The 19,528-nt window shown below is 61.5% G+C and carries 20 protein-coding genes and 2 tRNA genes; 9 read left to right on the forward strand and 13 right to left on the reverse strand.

The features are described 5' to 3' along the window. Positions 1-18 precede the first annotated feature (18 nt). Both I6L46_RS11055 and I6L46_RS11060 read left to right on the forward strand, forming a co-directional pair. On the forward strand, positions 19-876 hold the full coding sequence (locus I6L46_RS11055) for a formate dehydrogenase accessory sulfurtransferase FdhD (protein ID WP_216975469.1): 858 nt from the start codon (positions 19-21) through the stop codon (positions 874-876). A 15-nt stretch (positions 877-891) separates the two neighbouring features. Continuing rightward, positions 892-1,758, forward strand: coding sequence for a helix-turn-helix transcriptional regulator (locus tag I6L46_RS11060; RefSeq protein WP_013723539.1), 867 nt, complete (start codon positions 892-894; stop codon positions 1,756-1,758). 80 nt (positions 1,759-1,838) lie between these two features. Here the strand turns inward: I6L46_RS11060 and I6L46_RS11065 are convergent, their stop codons facing one another. Then, positions 1,839-3,941, reverse strand: a complete 2,103-nt coding sequence (locus I6L46_RS11065) for a HAMP domain-containing sensor histidine kinase (protein WP_216975471.1) — start codon at positions 3,939-3,941, stop codon at positions 1,839-1,841. A gap of 25 nt (positions 3,942-3,966) precedes the next feature. Next, positions 3,967-5,322 (reverse strand): sigma-54 dependent transcriptional regulator, encoded by a 1,356-nt coding sequence (locus I6L46_RS11070; protein WP_216975472.1) that lies wholly within the window; start codon positions 5,320-5,322, stop codon positions 3,967-3,969. 254 nt (positions 5,323-5,576) lie between these two features. Between I6L46_RS11070 and I6L46_RS11075 the strand changes: the two genes are divergently transcribed. The 6 genes from I6L46_RS11075 (at position 5,577) to I6L46_RS11100 (ending at position 11,412) form a co-directional block, all read left to right on the forward strand. Further along, the gene (locus I6L46_RS11075; protein WP_216975473.1) at positions 5,577-6,419 is read left to right on the forward strand and encodes a substrate-binding domain-containing protein; all 843 of its coding nucleotides are present in this window, start codon (positions 5,577-5,579) and stop codon (positions 6,417-6,419) included. Positions 6,420-6,483: 64 nt separating this feature from the next. Next, entirely contained in the window at positions 6,484-7,185 is a 702-nt protein-coding gene (locus I6L46_RS11080) for an ABC transporter permease (RefSeq protein ID WP_005347674.1), read from the forward strand. 34 nt (positions 7,186-7,219) lie between these two features. Continuing rightward, complete coding sequence (locus I6L46_RS11085) at positions 7,220-7,915, forward strand: energy-coupling factor ABC transporter ATP-binding protein (protein ID WP_005334830.1); 696 nt, start codon at positions 7,220-7,222, stop codon at positions 7,913-7,915. Continuing rightward, positions 7,887-8,531 (forward strand): molybdenum cofactor guanylyltransferase MobA, encoded by a 645-nt coding sequence (gene mobA, locus I6L46_RS11090; protein WP_216975476.1) that lies wholly within the window; start codon positions 7,887-7,889, stop codon positions 8,529-8,531. The genes I6L46_RS11085 and mobA overlap by 29 nt, the downstream gene beginning before the upstream one ends. Next, positions 8,528-10,291, forward strand: coding sequence for a bifunctional molybdopterin-guanine dinucleotide biosynthesis adaptor protein MobB/molybdopterin molybdotransferase MoeA (locus I6L46_RS11095; protein WP_216975478.1), 1,764 nt, complete (start codon positions 8,528-8,530; stop codon positions 10,289-10,291). The genes mobA and I6L46_RS11095 overlap by 4 nt, the downstream gene beginning before the upstream one ends. 62 nt (positions 10,292-10,353) lie before the next feature. Continuing rightward, positions 10,354-11,412 (forward strand): FUSC family protein, encoded by a 1,059-nt coding sequence (locus I6L46_RS11100; RefSeq protein WP_216975480.1) that lies wholly within the window; start codon positions 10,354-10,356, stop codon positions 11,410-11,412. Positions 11,413-11,489: 77 nt separating this feature from the next. Here the strand turns inward: I6L46_RS11100 and I6L46_RS11105 are convergent, their stop codons facing one another. From I6L46_RS11105 to I6L46_RS11145, 9 genes are all read right to left on the reverse strand, one after another. Then, positions 11,490-12,863 (reverse strand): HD-GYP domain-containing protein, encoded by a 1,374-nt coding sequence (locus I6L46_RS11105; protein WP_216975481.1) that lies wholly within the window; start codon positions 12,861-12,863, stop codon positions 11,490-11,492. A gap of 87 nt (positions 12,864-12,950) precedes the next feature. Further along, the gene (locus tag I6L46_RS11110; RefSeq protein WP_216975483.1) at positions 12,951-13,505 is read right to left on the reverse strand and encodes a DUF3332 domain-containing protein; all 555 of its coding nucleotides are present in this window, start codon (positions 13,503-13,505) and stop codon (positions 12,951-12,953) included. Between the two features lie 180 nt (positions 13,506-13,685). After that, positions 13,686-14,987: a methyl-accepting chemotaxis protein gene (locus I6L46_RS11115; RefSeq protein ID WP_216975485.1), complete on the reverse strand. Its 1,302-nt coding sequence runs from the start codon at positions 14,985-14,987 to the stop codon at positions 13,686-13,688. 91 nt (positions 14,988-15,078) lie between these two features. Further along, a complete protein-coding gene (locus tag I6L46_RS11120; protein ID WP_216975488.1) occupies positions 15,079-15,558 on the reverse strand; it encodes a GNAT family N-acetyltransferase in 480 nt (159 codons plus the stop codon). A 97-nt stretch (positions 15,559-15,655) separates the two neighbouring features. Beyond that, positions 15,656-16,099, reverse strand: a complete 444-nt coding sequence (locus tag I6L46_RS11125; RefSeq protein ID WP_216975491.1) for a DoxX family protein — start codon at positions 16,097-16,099, stop codon at positions 15,656-15,658. Continuing rightward, positions 16,096-16,848, reverse strand: a complete 753-nt coding sequence (locus I6L46_RS11130) for a DNA-binding domain-containing protein (RefSeq protein ID WP_216975493.1) — start codon at positions 16,846-16,848, stop codon at positions 16,096-16,098. The genes I6L46_RS11125 and I6L46_RS11130 overlap by 4 nt, the downstream gene beginning before the upstream one ends. Beyond that, positions 16,841-17,689: a DUF692 domain-containing protein gene (locus tag I6L46_RS11135; RefSeq protein WP_216975495.1), complete on the reverse strand. Its 849-nt coding sequence runs from the start codon at positions 17,687-17,689 to the stop codon at positions 16,841-16,843. Before I6L46_RS11135 ends, I6L46_RS11130 begins: the two co-directional genes overlap by 8 nt. 72 nt (positions 17,690-17,761) lie before the next feature. Continuing rightward, positions 17,762-18,025, reverse strand: a complete 264-nt coding sequence (locus I6L46_RS11140) for a DUF2282 domain-containing protein (protein WP_021229844.1) — start codon at positions 18,023-18,025, stop codon at positions 17,762-17,764. A gap of 431 nt (positions 18,026-18,456) precedes the next feature. Beyond that, positions 18,457-18,657: a YbfA family protein gene (locus I6L46_RS11145; protein ID WP_005334863.1), complete on the reverse strand. Its 201-nt coding sequence runs from the start codon at positions 18,655-18,657 to the stop codon at positions 18,457-18,459. 212 nt (positions 18,658-18,869) lie between these two features. Here I6L46_RS11145 and I6L46_RS11150 point away from each other — a divergent pair, with 212 nt between their 5' ends. Next, positions 18,870-19,163 carry a hypothetical protein gene (locus I6L46_RS11150; protein ID WP_005347702.1) on the forward strand — a complete coding sequence of 98 codons (294 nt, stop codon included), beginning with the start codon at positions 18,870-18,872 and terminating at the stop codon, positions 19,161-19,163. Positions 19,164-19,211: 48 nt separating this feature from the next. Here I6L46_RS11150 and I6L46_RS11155 read toward each other — a convergent pair. After that, positions 19,212-19,285 (reverse strand) — tRNA-Cys (locus I6L46_RS11155). A gap of 57 nt (positions 19,286-19,342) precedes the next feature. Next, a tRNA-Gly gene (locus I6L46_RS11160) sits at positions 19,343-19,418 on the reverse strand. Positions 19,419-19,528: the final 110 nt, after the last annotated feature.

Here is a 19,528-nt window from a genome sequence, read left to right on the forward strand (position 1 = left end):
ACCGGTCGCGAGGGGCCCATGACACCGACCTTTATCAAAAGCAATGCTGCCGCCCAGCTCACCATGGCCGTCGAGGTGATGGATGAACAGGGCACGATGAACACCCGCCAAATCGCCTGTGAGCGGCCACTGACGGTCTACCTCAACTGGAAGGAGATAGTGACCCTGATGACGCTGGGGGCCCGCCCCGAGGCGCTGGTGCTGGGTTATCTGAAAAATCAGGGTTTTATCGAGGATATTTCGGCCATCGAGTCGGTGATTGTCGACTGGGATAGCGAGGCCGCCGCCGTGGTGAGCAGCCAGCAGGCCGAAGATCTCGACAAATCGCTGGAGAAGAAGACGGTCACCTCCGGCTGTGGTCAGGGCACCATGTATGGCAGCGTGATGAAGAAGCTCGAAGGGGTGGTTTTGGCGGCGCCCACGCTTAAACAGAGCACCCTCTACGCCCTGCTCAAGGCGCTGTCGGCCCATAACGAAACCTACAAGATGGCCGGTGCTGTCCATGGCTGCGCCATCTGTCGCGGCAGCGAAATCCTCTCCTTTGTCGAGGATGTGGGACGCCACAATGCGGTGGATACCCTGGCGGGCGAGCTATGGATGCGCGGCGAGAGTGGCCACGACAAGATCTTCTACACCACGGGGCGGCTCACCTCGGAGATGGTGATCAAGGTGGCGCAGATGGGCATTCCGGTGCTGCTGTCGCGCTCCGGCGTCACCCAGATGGGGCTGGATCTCGCCCGTCAGCTCGGCATCACCATGATTGCCCGCGCCAAGGGGCGCCACTTCGAGGTATTCAGCGGCCACGACCATATGGTGCTGGACGAGAAGCCGCCGGTGCTTGCGCCCGGTTCAGCCGGTCGCGGGATGCGGGACTAAGCAATGAACGAATTTATGAACGTCAAGCAGGTGGCGGAATACCTCGATCTCAACGAGAAGAAGGTCTACCAGCTCGCCAACGAAGCGCGCATCCCCGCCACCAAGGCGACCGGCAAGTGGCTGTTTCCCCGCTCCCTGCTCGATCGCTGGCTGCTCGGCAGTTGCCACGAGGGGGTGATGAACGACCGGCTGCTGTTGGCAGGCTCGGACGATGTGCTGCTCCACTACGCCAGCAGCCGCTTGGCACAGCAGCTCGGTACCCAGGCACTGGTGGGCTACACCCCGTGCGGCACCCGTCAGGGGCTGGCGATGCTGGCGCGCGGCCATGTGGATCTCTGCGCCATCCACTGGGGGCAGGCCGAGGAGGCGCACCTGCGCCACCCGGCGCTGGTGCAGCAGTATCAGGGCCACCGGCAATGGGTGATCGTTCATGGATTCAGGCGGGTGCAGGGGCTGGTGCTGCGCCAGGGGTTGCAACCCAAGGAGGCGAAAGAGGCGCTCGACTGGCGCTGGGCCATGCGTCAAGAAGGGGCGGGCAGCCAGCGCGCCCTGCAGGAGTGGCTGCAAACACAAGGGGAATCGCTGACCCGGCTGGAGCGCACCCTCGAGGTCAACAGCGAGCGGGAGCTGGCTGCCGCCATCAGCCGCGGCGATGCGGATGTCGGGCCCGGCGCCCAGAGTACCGCCACCGAGTTTGGCCTCGGCTTTATGCCCTTGTCGCAGGAGTGCTTCGATCTGGTGATGCCGCAGGGGGTCTTCTTTCGCACCCTGCTGCAACAGCTGATCGGCTGGCTGCAATCCCCAGAGGGACGCGAGCTGGCGGCCCGCCTCGGCGGCTATGACTTGACCCAGAGCGGCAAGCTGGTGTGGAGCCCGCAGTAAATAACCACTCACCTACAGACAAAACAGCCCGCCAACCATGTTGACGGGCTGTTTTTGTAACGGGCCTTTTTATAACAGCATCAATCGCTTGTCTCACGCCCCTCGGCATTGAGGGCGATGCGCCACCCTTCCAGTTTCGCAGGCTCGCTGCCGCTGGGCAGCAGAGCATGGCTGCGCAACCGTACGGTAAAGCAGCTCCCCTGCCCCGGGGTGGAGTCCACCAAGAGCTCCCCACCCCAGCGGCTGATGATGCGGTGGCTCAGGGCCAGCCCCAGACCGGTGCCGGTGGCGCGGGTGGTGAAGAAGGGGTCGAAGATCTTGTCGATAATGGCCGCCTCGATGCCGCTGCCGTTATCGATCACCCGCACTTCAGCCCCGCGCAGCTGACCCAGTTCATCGACCCAGTCGCGGCTCTCGACCCGGATCTCCCCCTGCTCCCCCAGCGCGTGGCTGGCGTTGACCAAGAGGTTGATCAACACCTGCAACAGCTGCTGGCGATCTGCCTCAATGGGCTGCTGGGCCCTGAGATCGGCCACCAGCTCCACCTGCTGCTGGCGCAGAGCGGAGCGCACCAGGGTCAGGCTCTCCTCGATGATGGGGTTGAGGTGCTGCCACACCGGCGCCGTCTCGTAGTCGCCGGGGCGCGAATATTGCAGCAGGCTGCGGGTGATGGCACGAATGCGCTCGATCTGGGCCAGCACCAGTGCCAGCTCCTCGCTGACCGGCTCGGCCGCCTCCCCCAGCTCCAGCTTCATCAGCTCCACATTGCCGAGGATCACCGCCAGCGGGTTGTTGATCTCGTGGGCCACCCCGGCGGAGAGCTCGCCAAGGGCCGCCAGCTTCTCGCTGATAAGCAGCTGCTGGCGCGCCTCGGTCAGCATATGGATATGATCTTCCAGCTCGGCGGTCTTGAGCTCGAGGCTTTGGGTACGCTCGGCCACCTTCTGCTCCAGCTCGTCGGCGCTGCGGGCCATCTGCTGCTGATGCGCTTCTTGCCTGTCCAGCATGGCGTCAAACTGGCGACCGAGCTGGGCCAGCTCGTGGTCGGGGTCTAGGGCCAGCGGACCGATGCGGGCCGACTCCCCGGCCTGTACCTGCCGCACCACCTTGTGCATCCGCTCGATAGGGGAGAAGAGATCCCGCGCGCCGCGATAGACCAGCAGGCCAGAGAGAAGCAACAGCAGCACTACGCCGGAGCCCAGCTCCACCAGATTGGTGAGGTAGGTGCGGATAATGGGCCACTCGAGAAAGCCCACATAGAGCATGCCGAGCCGCTCGCCCCTGGCTCCCAGCAGCGGCTCGTAGCCAGAGACATACCAGGCATCGTGGACGAAGGCGCGGTCAACCCACATATCCCCCCGCCCCAGTACCTGCTCGCGCACCGGCGGCGAGACCCGGGTGCCCACCGCCCGGCCCACCTGACGGCTGCTGCTGACCGGTACGTTGGTGCTCACCCGCAGATCGTCGAGAAACAGGGTGACGGTGCCAACACTGCCATCCGGCAGGGTGTTTTTGGCAAACACCTGCCCCTTGAGCTCATCCACCAGCCGGGTGCTGCCGTTGACAAGCTCGCCCCCCTCCAGCACGGCCCAAAGGGAGCCGTCGCGGCCCATCACCGGCGTCAGTGAGAGGCTGATCAGCCCCCTGTCCTCCACCACCCTGGTGCCATCCCGCTGCCACAACACAGCCCGCTTGGCCAGTTGCGGGGAGAGAGCGAGCATCTCCTGCTGCGACCAGACCACGAAGTGGCTGACGCTGCGTCCGGCCGTGAGAGCAGCGCGCTCCTGCGCCGTCAGCTGATCCAGCTCGGGGCCACGGCGCAAGCGCAGAAAATCGAGACCATAGTTGGCCGCCAGCGGCATCACCCAGTCATGCAGCTGATCCGGCGATTCCCGCAGCCGCAGTTGAAAAGCCCAGGCATCGCGCAGATGCTCGAGATGCTCGGTCTGGCGCTGCTGCTGCACCGTGATGGCGTGGTGGGCCACCCCGAGATCGCTGCGCACCGTGGTGAGCAGGTTCTGCCAGCTGTAGGTGAGAGTCCAGTAGAGGGTGAGCGCTATCATGCCCACCAGGGTGAGCATGATGGGTACCGAGGTGAGCAGCAGCAGGCGCCAGCGCACCTTGGTGCGCACGCAACGGGGCAACAGGGCGCGCATGCAGCGGGAGAGCAGGGTCAGTTTCATCGCCACCCCATCCAGTCAGCCTTCCTCATTCGATGGCCCACTCCTTGAATTTGCGATCCAGCGTCTTGCGCGCCACCCCGAGCACCCGGGAGGCGGCCGACTTGTTGCCATCATGGCTCGCCACTACTTGCAGGATGTGGGCTTTTTCCACCTCCGCCAGCGGCCACGCCAGCGGATAGCCCTCCTCGCTCGCGCCCTGTTCGGCAGGCTTGCTGCTCTGCCAGTAATCCGCCGGGGGCTTGCCCAGCAGCAGGCAGCGCTCGATGAGGTTGCGCAACTCCCGCACGTTGCCGGGCCAGGGATAGGCCTGCATCGCCACCACATCCTCGTGGGTCCAGCTCAAGGAACCCATTCCCATCTCGGCGGTGAGCTGGCGGGTGAAGTGGTGTACCAGCGCGGGGATATCGTCGATCCGTTCCCGCAGCGGGGCGACCGGCAGCGCCACCACGTTGAGGCGATAGAAGAGATCTTCGCGAAAGCGGCCCGCCTCCACCTCGGCCTTGAGGTTGCGGTTGGTGGCGGCGACGATGCGCACATCCACCGCCAATTCGCGCTCGGCCCCTACCGGGCGGATGGCCTTCTGCTCCAGTGCCCGCAACAGGGAGGCCTGCATGGCAAGGGGCATTTCGCCGATCTCGTCCAAAAAGAGCGTGCCCTGATGGGCGACCCGGAACAGGCCGTCACGCCCCTTGCGGGCGCCGGTAAAGGCCCCCTGTACGTGACCGAACAGCTCGCTTTCCAACAGCTCCGGCGCGATGGAGGCGCAGTTGAGGGGCACAAAGGCCCCCATCCGGCCAGAGAGTTGATGCAGGGCGCGGGCCACCAGCTCCTTACCGGTGCCGGACTCCCCCTCCACCAGTACGGCGGCGTTGGAAGGGGCCACTCTGGCGATGAGCGTCTTGAGTTCGCGGGTCTTGGCACTGTCGCCAATCAGGGTGGGCGGGAAGAGCTTGCTCACCTCCCGGCGCAGCAGCAGGTTCTCCCGCTCCATCTGGCGGCGCTCGATGACTCTGTCCACCGCCTGCACCATCTGATCGAGGTTGAAGGGCTTGAGGATAAAGTCGCTGGCGCCGAGGCGCAGCGCCTTGAGGGCGGTCTCCATATCGCCAAAACCGGTCATGAAGATAATGTCGCTGCGCCGAGTGGCCGGGTCGATGGCCTCGTGCCATTCGATGCCGGAGCGCCCCGGCAGCCGGATGTCGGCAATGATAAGGTCGAAGTGAAGGCGGCAGCGCAGGGCTTCCGCATCCTCCACGCTGGCGGCAGTCTCAATCTGGGCAAAACGCTTGGCCAGCGCCTTGGCCAGAAAGCTGCGCATGCCGGGCTCATCGTCAACGATAAGCAGGGAGAGGGCAGACCAGCGGCTGGGAGGGTGTGTCATGGAAAAAAGTACCTCGGATGCACGTACGGTCGGTGAATGTCCCGATAACCGGAACCTTAGTGGGACATTTTGTCCTTACCGTATCAAAAGCACCAACACCAATTATTAAAAGCGATAACAAGCTCACCTAATTGATTCTAATAAGCTTCTGTTTTTAAACGGCAAACCGTGAATGCAGCGGCAAAGGAACGGTTTGGCACCCTGCTTGCTTACTCTTGCCCTCTCCTCAGCCACCCTGAAAAAGTTGCATCACGATGACGATAAAAACCAGCCTCAAACGTTTTGCCCTCTCCCTCGCCACCAGCCTGCTGATCGCCGGTGCAGCCCACGCCGAAGCGGATACTAATGCCACAAAAGCGCCGATCCGCCTCGCCACCACCACCAGCACCGAGCAGTCCGGTCTGCTGGGCTGGCTGCTGCCCCAGTTCACCAAGGAGACCGGTTATCCGGTGCAGGTGATGGCGGCCGGTACCGGCCAGAGCCTGAAGATGGGCGAAAATGGCGACGCGGATCTGGTGATGACCCACGCCCCCTCTGCCGAGAAGAAGTTCGTCGATGCGGGCTTTGGCATCGAGCCGGTACACCTGATGTACAACGACTTCGTCATCGTCGGCCCGGCCAAAGACCCGGCGGGTCTGGCCAAGCTGCACGACGCGGCCAAAGCGCTGCAGGCCATCAAGGATAAAGGCCAGACCTTTATCTCCCGCGGTGACGAGTCCGGTACCCACATCAAGGAGAAGACCCTGTGGCAAGCCGCTGACGTGAAACCCGAGTTTGCCGGTTACAAATCCATCGGCCAGGGGATGGGCCCGACCCTGACCATGACCTCGGAGCTCGGAGCCTACACCCTGACCGACCGCGGCACCTGGCTCGCCTACCAGAGCAAGCTGGATCTCGCCGTGCTGCTGGAGGGTGACAAGCGCTTGTTCAACCCCTATCAGGTGATCCTGGTCAACCCCAAGCGCTACCCGGATCTCAACACCGAAGGGGCCCGCACCCTGAAAAACTGGCTGGTCTCCGAGCATGGCCAGAAGCTGATCGGCGACTTCAAGGTAGCCGGTCAGGCGTTGTTTGTGGCGGATGCCAACGGGAAATAATGGCAACCCTGACCCCTGCGATGACCTTGCTGGCCCTCCCCCGGTTCGCTGAGGGAGGCGCCTGATGCCGACCCTGCTCGACACTACGTTGGCTGCCCTCGCCCTGCTGTTCAGTGGTGACACCGAACTGTGGCAGGTGGTGGGGGTCTCCTTCTCCGTCTCCTGCATCGCCCTGCTGCTGGTGCTGCTGCCCGCCTTGCTGCTGGGCTTTGCCCTGGCCTATCTGCCGCTGCCCGGCCGCTGGCTCTGGCTCTCCTGCATCAATACCCTGCAATCGGTGCCGACCGTGGTGATTGGCCTCTTGCTCTACATGCTGCTGTCGCGGGCCGGCCCCTTTGGCGACTGGAAGCTGCTCTTTACCCAGCAGGCGATGGTGGTGGGGCAGATGCTGATCGCCTTCCCGGTGATCGCCACCATGGCCCACGCGGCGTTTGTCCAGAGCGATCGGCGCGCCTGGGAGACCGCCCTGACCCTGGGGGTCTCCTGGCCCAAGGCGCTGATCGGCCTGATGCACGAGTGCCGCTTTGGCCTGCTGGCCGCCATCATCGGCGCCTTTAGCCGCATCGTCACCGAGGTGGGCTGCTCCATGATGGTGGGGGGCAATATCCTGCACTTCACCCGCAATATCCCCACCGCCATCGCGCTGGAGACCCAGAAAGGGGCCTTCACCCAGGGGGTGGCGCTCGGCATAGTGCTGCTCACCCTCGCCCTCTTGCTCAACCTGCTGCTGACGGCCTGTCGCGGCCACAGCTATCTGAAGAACTGACCATGCCCCCACTGTGTACCAACAGGAGTACCCCATGGCCCTGACCGCCCACCAGCTAACGATGCGCTTTGGCGAGCGCCAGCTGTTCGAGATTGACCGGCTCGCCATCGCACCGGGGGATGCCATCTGGCTGCACGGAGCCAACGGGGTGGGCAAGACCACCTTGCTCAAGATCCTGGCGGGGCTGCTGACCCCCACCCGCGGCCACACCAATCTGCCGGGGCGCTGGCAACAGCGACTCAACCGGTTGCTCAAGCGGGATCTGGGGCCGGGCCGGGTCACCTATCTGCACCAGACCCCCTATCTGTTCGATCGCACGGTGCACGACAACGTGGCCTGGGCGCTCGATAAACAGCTCGGCAGCGAGATCCGGGTGTTCGAGGCGCTGCGCCGGGTCGAGCTGGAAGGGCTGGCGCGGGAGCACATCAGCATTTTGTCCGGTGGCGAACGGCAACGGCTGGCGATGGCGCGCGCCTGGGCGCTGCAACCGGCCTTTCTGCTGATGGATGAGCCCACCGCCAATCTCGACACACATTCGGTTGCCCTGATGGCCGCATTGGCGCAAGATCTGCGGGAACATGGCAGCGGCCTGGTCGTCATCAGCCACCAGAGCAACGCCCTGACCGACCTGTGCGAGCGGCAATGGACCCTCGCCCGTGGCCAGCTGCAAGAGACGACCCCTTTAAAAATCATCGAGCGACATGACTTCAAAAAGCGACAGCCACTCTGATCCCGTTGCCGTATCAGCAGTGATCCTGGCAGGAGGCCGCGCCACCCGGATGGGGGGCGAAGACAAGGGATGGGTAGCACTGGCGGGACGCCCTCTTATCGACCATGTTTTGGCGCGCCTGCGCCCCCAGGTGGATGAGGTGCTGATCAACGCCAACCGCAGTCAGGCCAGCTATCAGGCGCTGGCCCCGGTCATCTGCGATGACAACAACGATTATCTCGGCCCGCTGGCGGGCATGCAGGCGGGCCTTGCCGCCGCCCGTCACGACTGGGTGCTGTTCGTTCCCTGCGATGGCCCCGCCCTGCCGCTGGATCTGATGAGCCGCTTTCGCGCCGCCCTGACCCCGGATACCGAGCTGGTAGTGGCCCACGACGGCGACTGGCTGCAACCCGTGGTCGCCCTGCTGCACAAATCCCTGCTCCCCTCCCTCACCGCCGCACTGGCAGAGGGGGAGCGCAAAATCGATATCTGGTTTGCCCGCCACAATATGGCGGTGGTGAGCTTTGCCGATCAGCCGGATGCCTTTATCAATCTCAATAGCCCTGCCGAGCTGGCCGCCTACGAGGCCCGTCTGCTCGCCCCGGCTATCGCCCCCCAACAAGGAGTCACCTCATGACCCCGGCCCCCACCCTTCCCCTGCTCGGCTTCGCCGCCTGGAGCGGCACCGGCAAGACCACCTTGCTGGAGCAGTTGATCCCCCTGCTGGTGGATCGCGGCCTGCGCATCGGGGTGCTCAAGCACGCCCACCACGACTTTGATATCGACCAGCCGGGCAAAGACAGCTATCGCCTGCGCAAGGCGGGTGCCCAGCAGATGATGGTCGCCTCCCGTCGTCGTCATGCCCGTATCATTGAGACGGAACTGGCCGAAGCCGATTTTCGCCAGCTGCTGGCCAGCTTCGATCAAACAGAGCTCGATCTGCTCTTGGTCGAGGGGTTCAAGCACGAACACTTCCCGAAAATCGAGCTGCACCGCGCCGAGATTGGCAAGCCGCTGCTCTTCCCCGAAGACAGCGACATCATCGCGCTGGCCAGCGATCAGCCCCAACAGAGTGGCGAACAACAGCAGACAAGCCTGCCCCGCCTCGATATCAACGATCTGGCGGCCATTGCCGACTTCGTCTGCCGCTGGCTTGACGGCTGCCAGAGCAAGGAGCCGGAGGCGGGCAAGGGCTTTCTCTCGGTCGAGGCGGCCCGCAACGCCATTCTGGCGGCCCTCACCCCGAGCACGGCCTGCTCCGAAAAACCACTGGCCCAGTGCCACGGCGCCGTGCTGGCCGCCGATCTGATCAGTCCCATCAATGTGCCCCCCCACGCCAACTCGGCGATGGATGGCATCGGCCTTCGCAGCGACGATCTCGCCGCTGGCCGCTGGCAACTGGTGGGGGAAGTGCTGGCGGGCCAGCAGCGCCACGAGCCTGTGCTGGCCGGTCAGGCGGTGCAGATCATGACCGGCGCCCCGCTGCCCCCTGGGGTGGATACCGTGGTGATGCGGGAAGAGACACATATTGAAGGTGAGTGGGTCACCGTCACCGCCCCGATCCGGGCTGGGCAGAATGTGCGCCTCGCCGGCGAAGATCTCGCCAAAGGTGCGGTCGCCATCCCGGCCGGAACCTGGCTTGGCGCCCCCCAGCTGGGGCTGGCGGCATCACTCGGTCAAGCCAGCCTCACGGTGCGCACCCCGCTGAAAGTGGCGCTGTTCAGTACCGGCGACGAGGTGCAGGCACCGGGCGAGCAGCTCGCCCCCGGCCACATCTTCGACAGCAACCGCTTCACCCTGATGGCCCTTATCCGTGCCGCCGGTTGCGAGGTGATGGACCTTGGCATCATTCCCGATGACAAAACCATTCTGCGCCAGCAGCTGGAGCAGGCCGCCGCCAGCGCCGATCTGGTGCTGAGCTCGGGTGGGGTCTCGGTAGGCAACGCCGACTTTATCAAGCTGGTGCTGGCAGAGCTCGGCCAGATCGATTTCTGGCGCATCCAGATGCGGCCGGGCCGCCCGCTCGCCTTTGGCAAGCTGGGGCAGACCCCCTTCTTCGGCCTGCCGGGCAATCCGGTTGCGGCGATGATCTGCGTACTGCAGTTTGTCGAGCCTGCCATCGCCCGCTTGCAAGGCAAGCGGTGGCAGCCGCTGCGCCTCTCGGCACTGGCGGACGAGAAGATGAAGAGCCGCCCGGGGCGCACCGAGTTTCTGCGCGGCATCTTTCATCAGGACCGTAACGGCCAGTTGCGGGTGCGCACCACAGGGCCACAGGGCTCCGGCATTCTGAGCTCCATGGCCGATGCCAACTGCCTGATTGAAATCGTACCGGATCAACCCGGGATCGCCGTTGGCGAACGTGTCTGGATCCACCCCCTGCAGGGACGACTGGCCTAAATCCCGACGGGGCGTCGGCCGGATGCACGGCGCCCCGTCCCCCACCTGACAGGAGGCAGACCGTGCGTCTTGATGCCCCCCTCTCCCGACTCGATCTGCTGGTCTATGGCCGCTACCGGATCGTCCATGGCCTGCGCATTGCGCTCGCCTTTATGCTCACCTTTCTGCTGACCCGCGAGCTGAAACTGCCGGAGAGCACCTGGCCGCTGATAACCTTGGTGGTGGTGATGGGCCCCATCTCGTTTTGGGGCAATGTGCTCTCCCGCGCCCTGCAGCGGGTGGTGGGCACCATCTTCGGCGCCAGTTGCGGGGTGGTGGCGCTCTATCTCGAGATCTACTCGCTACCGCTTACCCTGATCTGGTGCGGCTGCATCATGTTCCTCTGCGGCTATCTGGCCCTCGGCAAACGCCCCTATGTGGGGCTGCTGATCGGCATCACCCTGGGGGTCACCATGGGGGCCATGCCGGGGGATATAGAGACGGCGCTGTGGCGCAGTGCCGACGTGATACTGGGCTCCCTGCTGGCGCTGCTCTTTTGCAGCATCTATCCCCAGCGGGCCTACAGCCACTGGCGGCTGCAACTGCACCAGATCCTGCAGCAGTCGGGGCGGCTCTATCACACTCACCTCTCCCCCAATGTGCTGGAGCGCCCGCGCCTCAAGCACAATCTCTCCCAACTGCTAGCCCAGACCGGCAAACTGCGGGCCCTGCTGGCCCCGGCGGCCAAGGAGACGCGCCACAGCGTCGCCCTGTTTGATGCGGTGCAGGTTACCATGCGCAACACCCTCTGCACTCTTGAGATGCTGGCCAACACCTACTGGAACGATCGAGAGAGTCACTTTCTGATGCTGAGTACCCGCGAACTGCACGCCTGCCATCTGGCCACCGAGGAGGCGATCAACCAGCTTGCCCTGATGATGCAAACCGGTGACGGGCGCGGGGCCGATGCCGCCATCGCCCGCCTGCACGAAGTGGCGACCCAGGTATCGCTGCCGCCCAACGCAGAGGCGGCCATCAATGGCTACCTCTGGCTCAACGTCCAGCTGACCGAACAGCTCACCCACCTGCGCCGCCTGCTGGGACTGATCCTCACCCCGCCCCATCGCAAGCAGCCGGACTAGACCCAATGCAAAACGCCCCGCAGTTGCGGGGCGTTTTGCTGTCTGACTGGCCGCTTGGGCCATGAAGGCAGCAAATCTTAACTGGCATTGGCCAGCGGCTGCTCGGTGGTGAGGTAGAGGGAGAAATCCTGAATACCCGCCTGCAGGGCGGCAAAACAGTCGGGGTCTATAGCGGTGCCCAGATTCTCCGCCATCATCTCCAGCGCCTGCGGCACAGGGATGGCGCCGCGATAGGGGCGCTTGGCGGTGATGGCATCGAAGATGTCGGCTGTGGTAATGATGCGCGTCTCAAGGGTAATCTCGTTCCCCTTCAGCCTCTTGGGGTAGCCCTTGCCATCGAGCCGCTCATGGTGGGCGCCCGCCACTTGTGCCAGCTCCTCGAAGGCGCCGATACGGCCCAAGATCTCCTCGGTATAGGCGGCATGCATCTGCACCGCCGCCCACTCCTGCGCATCGAGCTTGCCCGGCTTGTCGAGAATGGCGTTGCTCACCCCGAGCTTGCCTACATCATGGAGCAGGGAGCCCCGCTTGAGCCAGCGTCGACGCGACTCGGACAAGCCCATCTGGGTGGCAAGAATGTCGGTATAGAGCGCAACCCTGCCGCTGTGACCCGCGGTGTAGGGACTTTTGGAGTCCACCACCTGCCCGAAGGCCGCCGCGATTTCGTCCAGATAATCTTCATCCAGCGCTACCTCCCCTTGCCCGGCCGGGTGGACCAGCACCCACTCGGTCAGTTGGGGATCGGCCAGCCCTTGCCAGAACTGCTCGTCGGTCAGCGCTTCAAATTCGCGAACCAGTGCCGGATCAAACCAGCTGCCGCTGCGCTCGCGCAGCTCCTTGAGCGCCGCATCCGGACCTGCGGCCGCGTGAAACACATCCACCACCTGACAGAGCAGGGCAATGCGCGAGAAGAGCGGGATCACCTCGCCAGCCAGTTGCAGGGGCCGACCTTTGCCATTCCAGTGTTCATCAAGGGAGAGGATGCCATCAGCCACCTCGTCACTGAAACGGAGCTGGCGAGCGATATCCGCCCCCCGATGACAACGGGTCTGGATCAGTTCGTTGGCAATCTGGTCGCCGTTGCGAAAGATATGAAACAGGCTGCGAAAACGTCCCAGCAGATCCGCCTGCAAGCCGGTGTGGCCCAGCACGAAGTTGACTACCTCGGAGAGGGAGCCATCCACCAGTTTGAAATCGCGTTTGAAGTGAAGATCGTCGGTGAGATAGAGCTCGCAGATACGGGCGGCATTGCTGCTGCACCCAAGATCCTTAAGCAGGAGCGTGTAGTAGAGATCATGGCGCAGACGGGCGTCCAGTCCCAGCCGCTCCCCCAGACGGGAACCTATCCAGCAGCAGCGAATGCAGTGTCCTCTTGGTTGTCCCTCGGTCATGTCGAGCGCATGACTGAGGGAACCAATCAACTCCGCCAATCGCAATCCATTCACCGTCATAGTCTACTCCCTTAGACATCATGGCGATTTTGCCAGCAGATTAGGTATACCCCATCTGAAGCTGGATCGATCTGGATTCAGTTGAATTTAGGCAGCAACCTTGCCCTGATTAGCCCGCTCTTCCAGCTCCGCACGGCTCAGGGTAGAGACAAAGCGGCCATCGAAGTAGATATCCATCAGCTCACCACGCTTTTCGCCACGCATCATGCTGCGGCGGCCATCCAGATAGTGCACCTCCATCTGGGCGGTATGCTCGTCCGGGTAGCTGATCTCCACCTCGCGTACCCCTTGCGGCAGCATGGCCAGCGGCACCGTCTTGAGGGCCGGATCCAGATGCTGGTTCACCTTGATCACCGGATTGGCCTTCATGTCCACCACAGCCGGAGATTTGCCGGTGATGGGGTTCTTGCCAGACCAGAACTCGATGGTATTGAAGACGAACAGGTCAGCGGTCGCGGCCAGACCGTAGACAGGGGAGAGCAGCATAAAGACCCCGGCACGAGCGTAGCGGTTATCCACCACGCTCAGGTTGCCCTTGGTCACCATGCCGGAGAGCCCCATCTGCCCCATGCAGCCACTCAGCCCCATGCTCGCGACCATAACCAGCAGGGCCATTGCCCGCCCCTTCTGTTGTAATGCCATCGTGTTCTGTTCCTGCTCTGAAATAAATGAGGCGGCAAGCCTAATCAAGGGGCCAGAAGAGGACAATTCACAATGGCGGGGTGATACAGGAAGAGTTCAGATTGGCGTACCAAGTGAGCAATAATTAAGCACCGATGGGATTGTCATCCGACCGGTGCTTCATTCAACAATCAATAACCGTCAGGAGCCGATGGCCAGATTGGATACTGTCTCGGTCACATTGATGGCGCCCTGCTCGATCTGTGACATCACGCCACTCACCTCGCCGATCTGCTCCTTGCCACGCTGGGCACTGGTGGCCACCTCATTGATGTTGCCGGTGATCTGGGCCGTCAGTTCGCGGTTTTTCTGAACCACGCTGGCGATCTCGCCGGTCGAGAGGGAGGTGCGCGCAGCCAACTGACGTACCTCGTCGGCCACCACCGCAAAGCCGCGCCCCTGATCGCCAGCCCGGGCTGCCTCGATGGCTGCGTTAAGGGCCAGCAGATTGGTCTGCTCGGCAATACTGCTGATGGTCGAGACGATGGCTTCAATGCTTTTCGACTGCTCATTGAGCTGGCCAATCAGGCCGGAAGTGCGACTCACCTGTTCGGAAATGGCGCTAGAGATGGCAACCGATGCCGCCAGCAGTTCAGACCCGGTTTCGGCAAAGCGGGTGGTCTCCTGCGAAATGGTCTGGGCTATGTTGGCCGCCTCGCTCACTGCCTGGGCGCGCTTGATCCGCTCTGTCACCTCACTGGCAAACTTGATCACCTTGACCACCTTGCCGCTCTCATCCTTGATGGGGTTGTAGGTAGCCTCCAGCCAGATCTCGTTGCCGTGGCTGTCACGGCGACTGAACAGCCCGGATTTGAGCTGGCCGTGGGCCAGATCGTCCCAGAAGTGGGGTTGCTCGCGATAGAAGCTCTCATCGCAAAACAGCCTGTGATGCTGCCCCTTGAGCTGCGAAAGGGAGTAACCGACGCAGGAGAGGAAATTCTGATTGGCCGTCACAATCTCCCCCTTGGGGGTGAACTCGATAATGGCGAGCGCCCGATCGAGTGCCGAGATGATCGCTTTCTGACGACTCAACTGCTGATAACTCTCGGTAATATCGGAAGCAATCTTGACCACTCTGACCACCTTGCCGTCAAGCTTGACCGGGAAGTAGGTCGCCTCCAGCCACAACTCCCGACCCTGTTTATCAAAGCGTTGGTAAGTGCCACTGTGGCTATGCCCCTGACGCAGCTGTTCCCAAAACTGGGCGTAGGAGGATGACTGGGCGTAGTGGGCATCACAAAAGATCCGGTGGTGTTTACCAATCACCTCCTGCTCGCTATAGCCCACCACACTCAGAAACAGCGGGTTCGCCTCGAGGATCTCGCCACCTGGTGTGAAACTGATAGTAGCGACACCGACTTTTACTGCATCAATAAATGCCTGGGCCTGGGCCAACTGCATTTGACACGCTTGTAATTCCGCTTTGAGTTTGAAGTTGAACATCTTGCCCTGCCCCTCTGTTACCTGTTTACAACTACATCACATCTGCATGAACTTTAGACGAGAAAGCAGAGGGATAACGGGGTCCCATCGATTAAGGTGCCAGATCCCACTCCAGATATGTCGGATTGGCAACAAAGCCGATCCGCTCATAGAGAGGGCGCCCCTGCTCGCTGGCATGGAGCCACACCTTGCCCAGCTGACGCGATCTGGCGAAGGCTGTAATGGCATCGAGCAGCGCCGTGGCGATCCCCTGCTGGCGCCATTGTGACCGCGTATACATATTGAGCAGATACCCCTCCATCCCCGCCAGATTGCCGGGATAGGGTGGCCGTACAAACAATGCCAGCGTCCCTGCTGCCACGATCTGTTTGCCGCCCTCCTGCGTATCGGCCTCAGCCAGCCAGGATAAAGCACTCTCTTCATTCATCGCCCGGGTGAAATAGTCAAGGGTGGCCTGCCACAAGGCCGGGTCTGCCTGCGGCGTCACCAGCTCACCGACCTCACAAAACAGCTCCATGCGCAGCGCCACCAGTGCGGGAATATCTGCGGCCCTTGCCTGACGAATGATCATGGGTTGCTCCTTTTCTCTCATGGGAAATTTCGCCGGCCGTCATTATGACAAAGAGCGCCTTGTGGCGCTCTTTGTCATTGGGGAAATCACTGATAAATCAATGGCTGCGACGTGTCAGCCAGCGATCCAGGCTCAGCACACCGCCGCCCCAGATGATCAGGGTCAGCAGCATCCAGCCCCACAGCTGGTGATCGTAAAAGCCACCCGCCCAGAGGGTCGGATAGGAGATCACCGCCATGATATTGAAGCCAAACAGCAGCAAGGCGGCCGGGCGAGTAAAAAGCCCCGCCAGCAGGAAGAGCGGCAACAGCAGCTCGGTCGCCGTACCCAGATAAGCAGCCCACAACCAGGGCAGCAGGGGCACCTGATACTCGGATTCAAACAGATAGAGGGTGGAATCCCACGCCGTGAGCTTGAGCCAGCCTGAAGTGAAAAAAACCGAGGCGACCCACAGCCGCGCCAGCAACAGCACACCAGCGCTGCTCCAGCGCGGCAAATCACCACTTGAGCTGGCCAGCGCCAGCCATTTGTTTGCCATCATGGCATTACCTCCATATCCACCAGCAGACCAAGGGTTATCAGGCGAGTGAGATGTTCACTGGCCGCAGGGTCGGCCGCCAGCAGATCGACCAGCGCCGTACCAGCGAGACAACCCTGCAACAGCGCCCATTCACCCGCCGTCAGGGGCAAGGGGGCAACTCGGCAATCCAGCTGTTTCTTCAATGCCAACCAGACGGGGGCATCAAGCACCTCCACCGCTTCACCACCGTGCAGCGCCATCTGCCACAGGGCCAGCACCGGATAATCGCTGGCAACCAGCAGCAGATCCGTGGCTGGCAAGAGTCGGAGCCGCTCCCATTGTTGCGGCGATAATGCGGCCAGACGCTCGGCTGGCCAGCAGCGTGATTCCAGCGGCAGCAGACTGGCACGCTCAAGCTGCCATTCGAACTGAGCCAGCTCCTCCAGCCAGGGCAGTCCGGTTGTAGTCGGCAAGCGGGCCAACCATTGGCCAAATCCGGCGCCATAGTGCATGACGCTCCCTTCCCTGAGCGGCTCGGCCAATACGAAGCCACGGGCCGCCGCTGCAAAAAAGTCCTCCCCGACCATAGCCTTGACGGCGGGATAACTGCTCGCCAGCACCTCGCCAAGACTCAGGATGAAGTGGTTGCGATAGACCTGCAGCACAGATTCGGCAGAAAAGAGCCGGGAGCTGATGTGAGGGGCAATAGCGTCAGGCGCCCCCAGCAGACCATCCGCAAAATGCTGTTGCAGCTGTGCCAGCTCAGCCATGGGCCACCTCCCGTGGTGCACTCATGGCACGCGCCTCATCCAGAATGGCGCCGGCCTGCGCCGCCTCTGCCAGCAAGACCGGCAGCAGCGGGATCTCGAGGTCCCACTCAATCAGGGTGGGAATGGCCTGCTTGCGGCAGATCTGGCGATAGAGTTCCCAGACCGGCTCCACCACAGGGGCACTGTGGGTATCGATATAGAGGGAGCCTTCCGGCAGCTGTTTCTCGGTATAACCGGCCAGATGGATCTCCCCGACGGTGGCGAGATCGATCGCCGCCAGATACTCATCGCAAGAGAAACCGTGATTGAAGGCACTGACATAGAGATTGTTGAGGTCGAGCAGGATGCCGCACTCGCTGCGCTGCTGCAGCTCGGCCAGAAATTCCCACTCGCTCATCTCCCCGGGCAGTTGCAGATAGGAGGAGGGATTTTCAATCAACATGCGGCAACCCAGGGTCTGTTGTACCTGCTGGATCTTGTCGCTCATGTTGCGCAGGGAGGCGCGGGTATAGGGCACCGGCAGCAGATCGTTGAAGTAACGCCCGCCAATGCTGCCCCAGCTGAGATGTTCGGAGATCCGTACCGGTTTGATCGCCGCGGCCAGTGTCGACAACTGCTGCAGATGGTGCGGATCGAGCGGGTCGGCAGAACCGAGGGACATGCCAACGCCGTGAAGACTGACGGGGTAGTGTTGCGCCAGTTCGGCGAGCACCTGAAAACCCTGGCTGTGCCGTTCGAAGTAATTTTCACTATGCACCTCCAGCCAACCGACTGTCGGCAGGGTTTGCCGGATCTCGTCGTAATGGGGAGTGCGTAATCCGATACCAATCAAAGGGTTCATCGCAAGACTCGCTTTCGCCAACCAGAGAAGATGCAGGGGGCGGCCCGTTGGCCATCCCCTGCCCGATGTCTCTTACTTGGGTTGCAGCGAACCGCCGACCAGCTTCTCGCACAGCCCTTTGGGCATCACCACAAAGGCATCACCCTGAGCATCTTCCTTGGCAGTACCGGCGCAGGAGCTGCTCTTGGTCGCACAGTCATTCTTGCTGGCCTTGACCACACCGTAGCACTTCTCCTTTTCATCGGCAGCCATTGCTGGTGCCGCGATAAATTGGGCGCCCAGCGCCAGCAGACCGGTCATGGCGGAGGCGATAGCAGTGTTTTTTTTAACATTCATGTTCATGTTCCTTTTGATGTCGTTGGATGTTGCTGATATCCCCGATTTGTCGCAACCGGGTACCTGCAATAGAACCGGCAAACGGGATATTCCCTTTCAAAAAAAACACAAAAAGAGTTAAAAAAACCAAAGGAAAACATTCAATCAATTGATTTTAAACAGCTATTTCATCATTGAAAATTTCTCGACGACCACCCATTAATGAACGAGGAAAGTGCCATATGGTGCTTTCACCCCGTTAATCTTCTTCACTACTTCCATCAAAAGAGAGGCGTCAGACATAAAGAATCCCCGCCAACAGGCAGGGCTGGATGCAACTTGCAAGAAACAATAAATCAACAAGCGGGGGGGGGGGAGCCAGGAGTTGCGGCAAGCAGATAAAAAAAGAGACAGCTTTGGCTGTCTCTTTTTGCACATGGCGCGAATGGGGTTTAGTAGAAGATCCGCTCGCCACGCTCGCTCATTTTGAGCCACACCGGTTTGGTGCTGGTTTTGTTCCAGATCCGGTGCAGATAGCTGTAGAAGCGGGCACGATCGCTGCGAAACAGCATCACGGGGAAAGCCAGAATGCCCACCAGCAATACATAAATGCGACGAAGAATAATCTGAGTCAGGGAAAAGGGATGAAACATGATGTAACTCCTCACTGGTAAGACCACTGAGCAAAGATTACCCCAGTCCATGTAGGATTACTACATCACCAACGCATTTTTTTATAAAAAAATGGTGAAAAACGGGAAATACTGAAAACGGGTTACGTCATTAACCAACAGTTAACAAACTTGCGAAAATCGTGCGCTTTGCCACAGTTATCAGGGGAAAAACATGCAGTAGGGAGACACGCATGAAACTGCCGGAAGTGGCACTGCTGGTGCTGATGGTTGCCCTGACACGGGCACAACTGGAGGAGTGGCAACTGAATCGGGAAGATGCCATCGTGCTGGCCGAACGGGGCGTGCCCACCGTCAGCCTGTGGCAATGCGGCACACTGAAGCAACGGATTGCGGATCTCAACCAGCACAGCGCCGAGGTGCAGTTTCAATATCGGGGGCAAAACATGGCGGATGTGAGCCACTATCTCGAGCGCGAGTGGAAACAGGCTGGCTGCGAACAGTTACTGGTACAGCAAGGATACTGACCAAGGCTCAGACTCGAAGAGTGATGATTGAGATAAACAGAGAAAAGATGGAGGCACGTTCCGGAGTCGAACCGGACTAAACGGATTTGCAATCCGCTGCATAACCGCTTTGCTAACGCGCCATGCTGACAAGACTGATTGTCTTGAAAGTGAGTTCCATCGTTGGTGCGATGGAAAATTGGAGCGGGAAACGAGACTCGAACTCGCGACCCCGACCTTGGCAAGGTCGTGCTCTACCAACTGAGCTATTCCCGCGTTACTACTTTCGTGCCAGTTGCCTGACAACGAGGCGCATTATACGTACCACGAGCGCCAGCACAACCCCTTTTTCGCAATTTAAGCCCTGATGCAGACTGTTTGCTCAG

Origin of the sequence: Aeromonas sp. FDAARGOS 1416, assembly GCF_019048085.1 — a bacterium.
GTDB lineage: Bacteria > Pseudomonadota > Gammaproteobacteria > Enterobacterales > Aeromonadaceae > Aeromonas > Aeromonas veronii.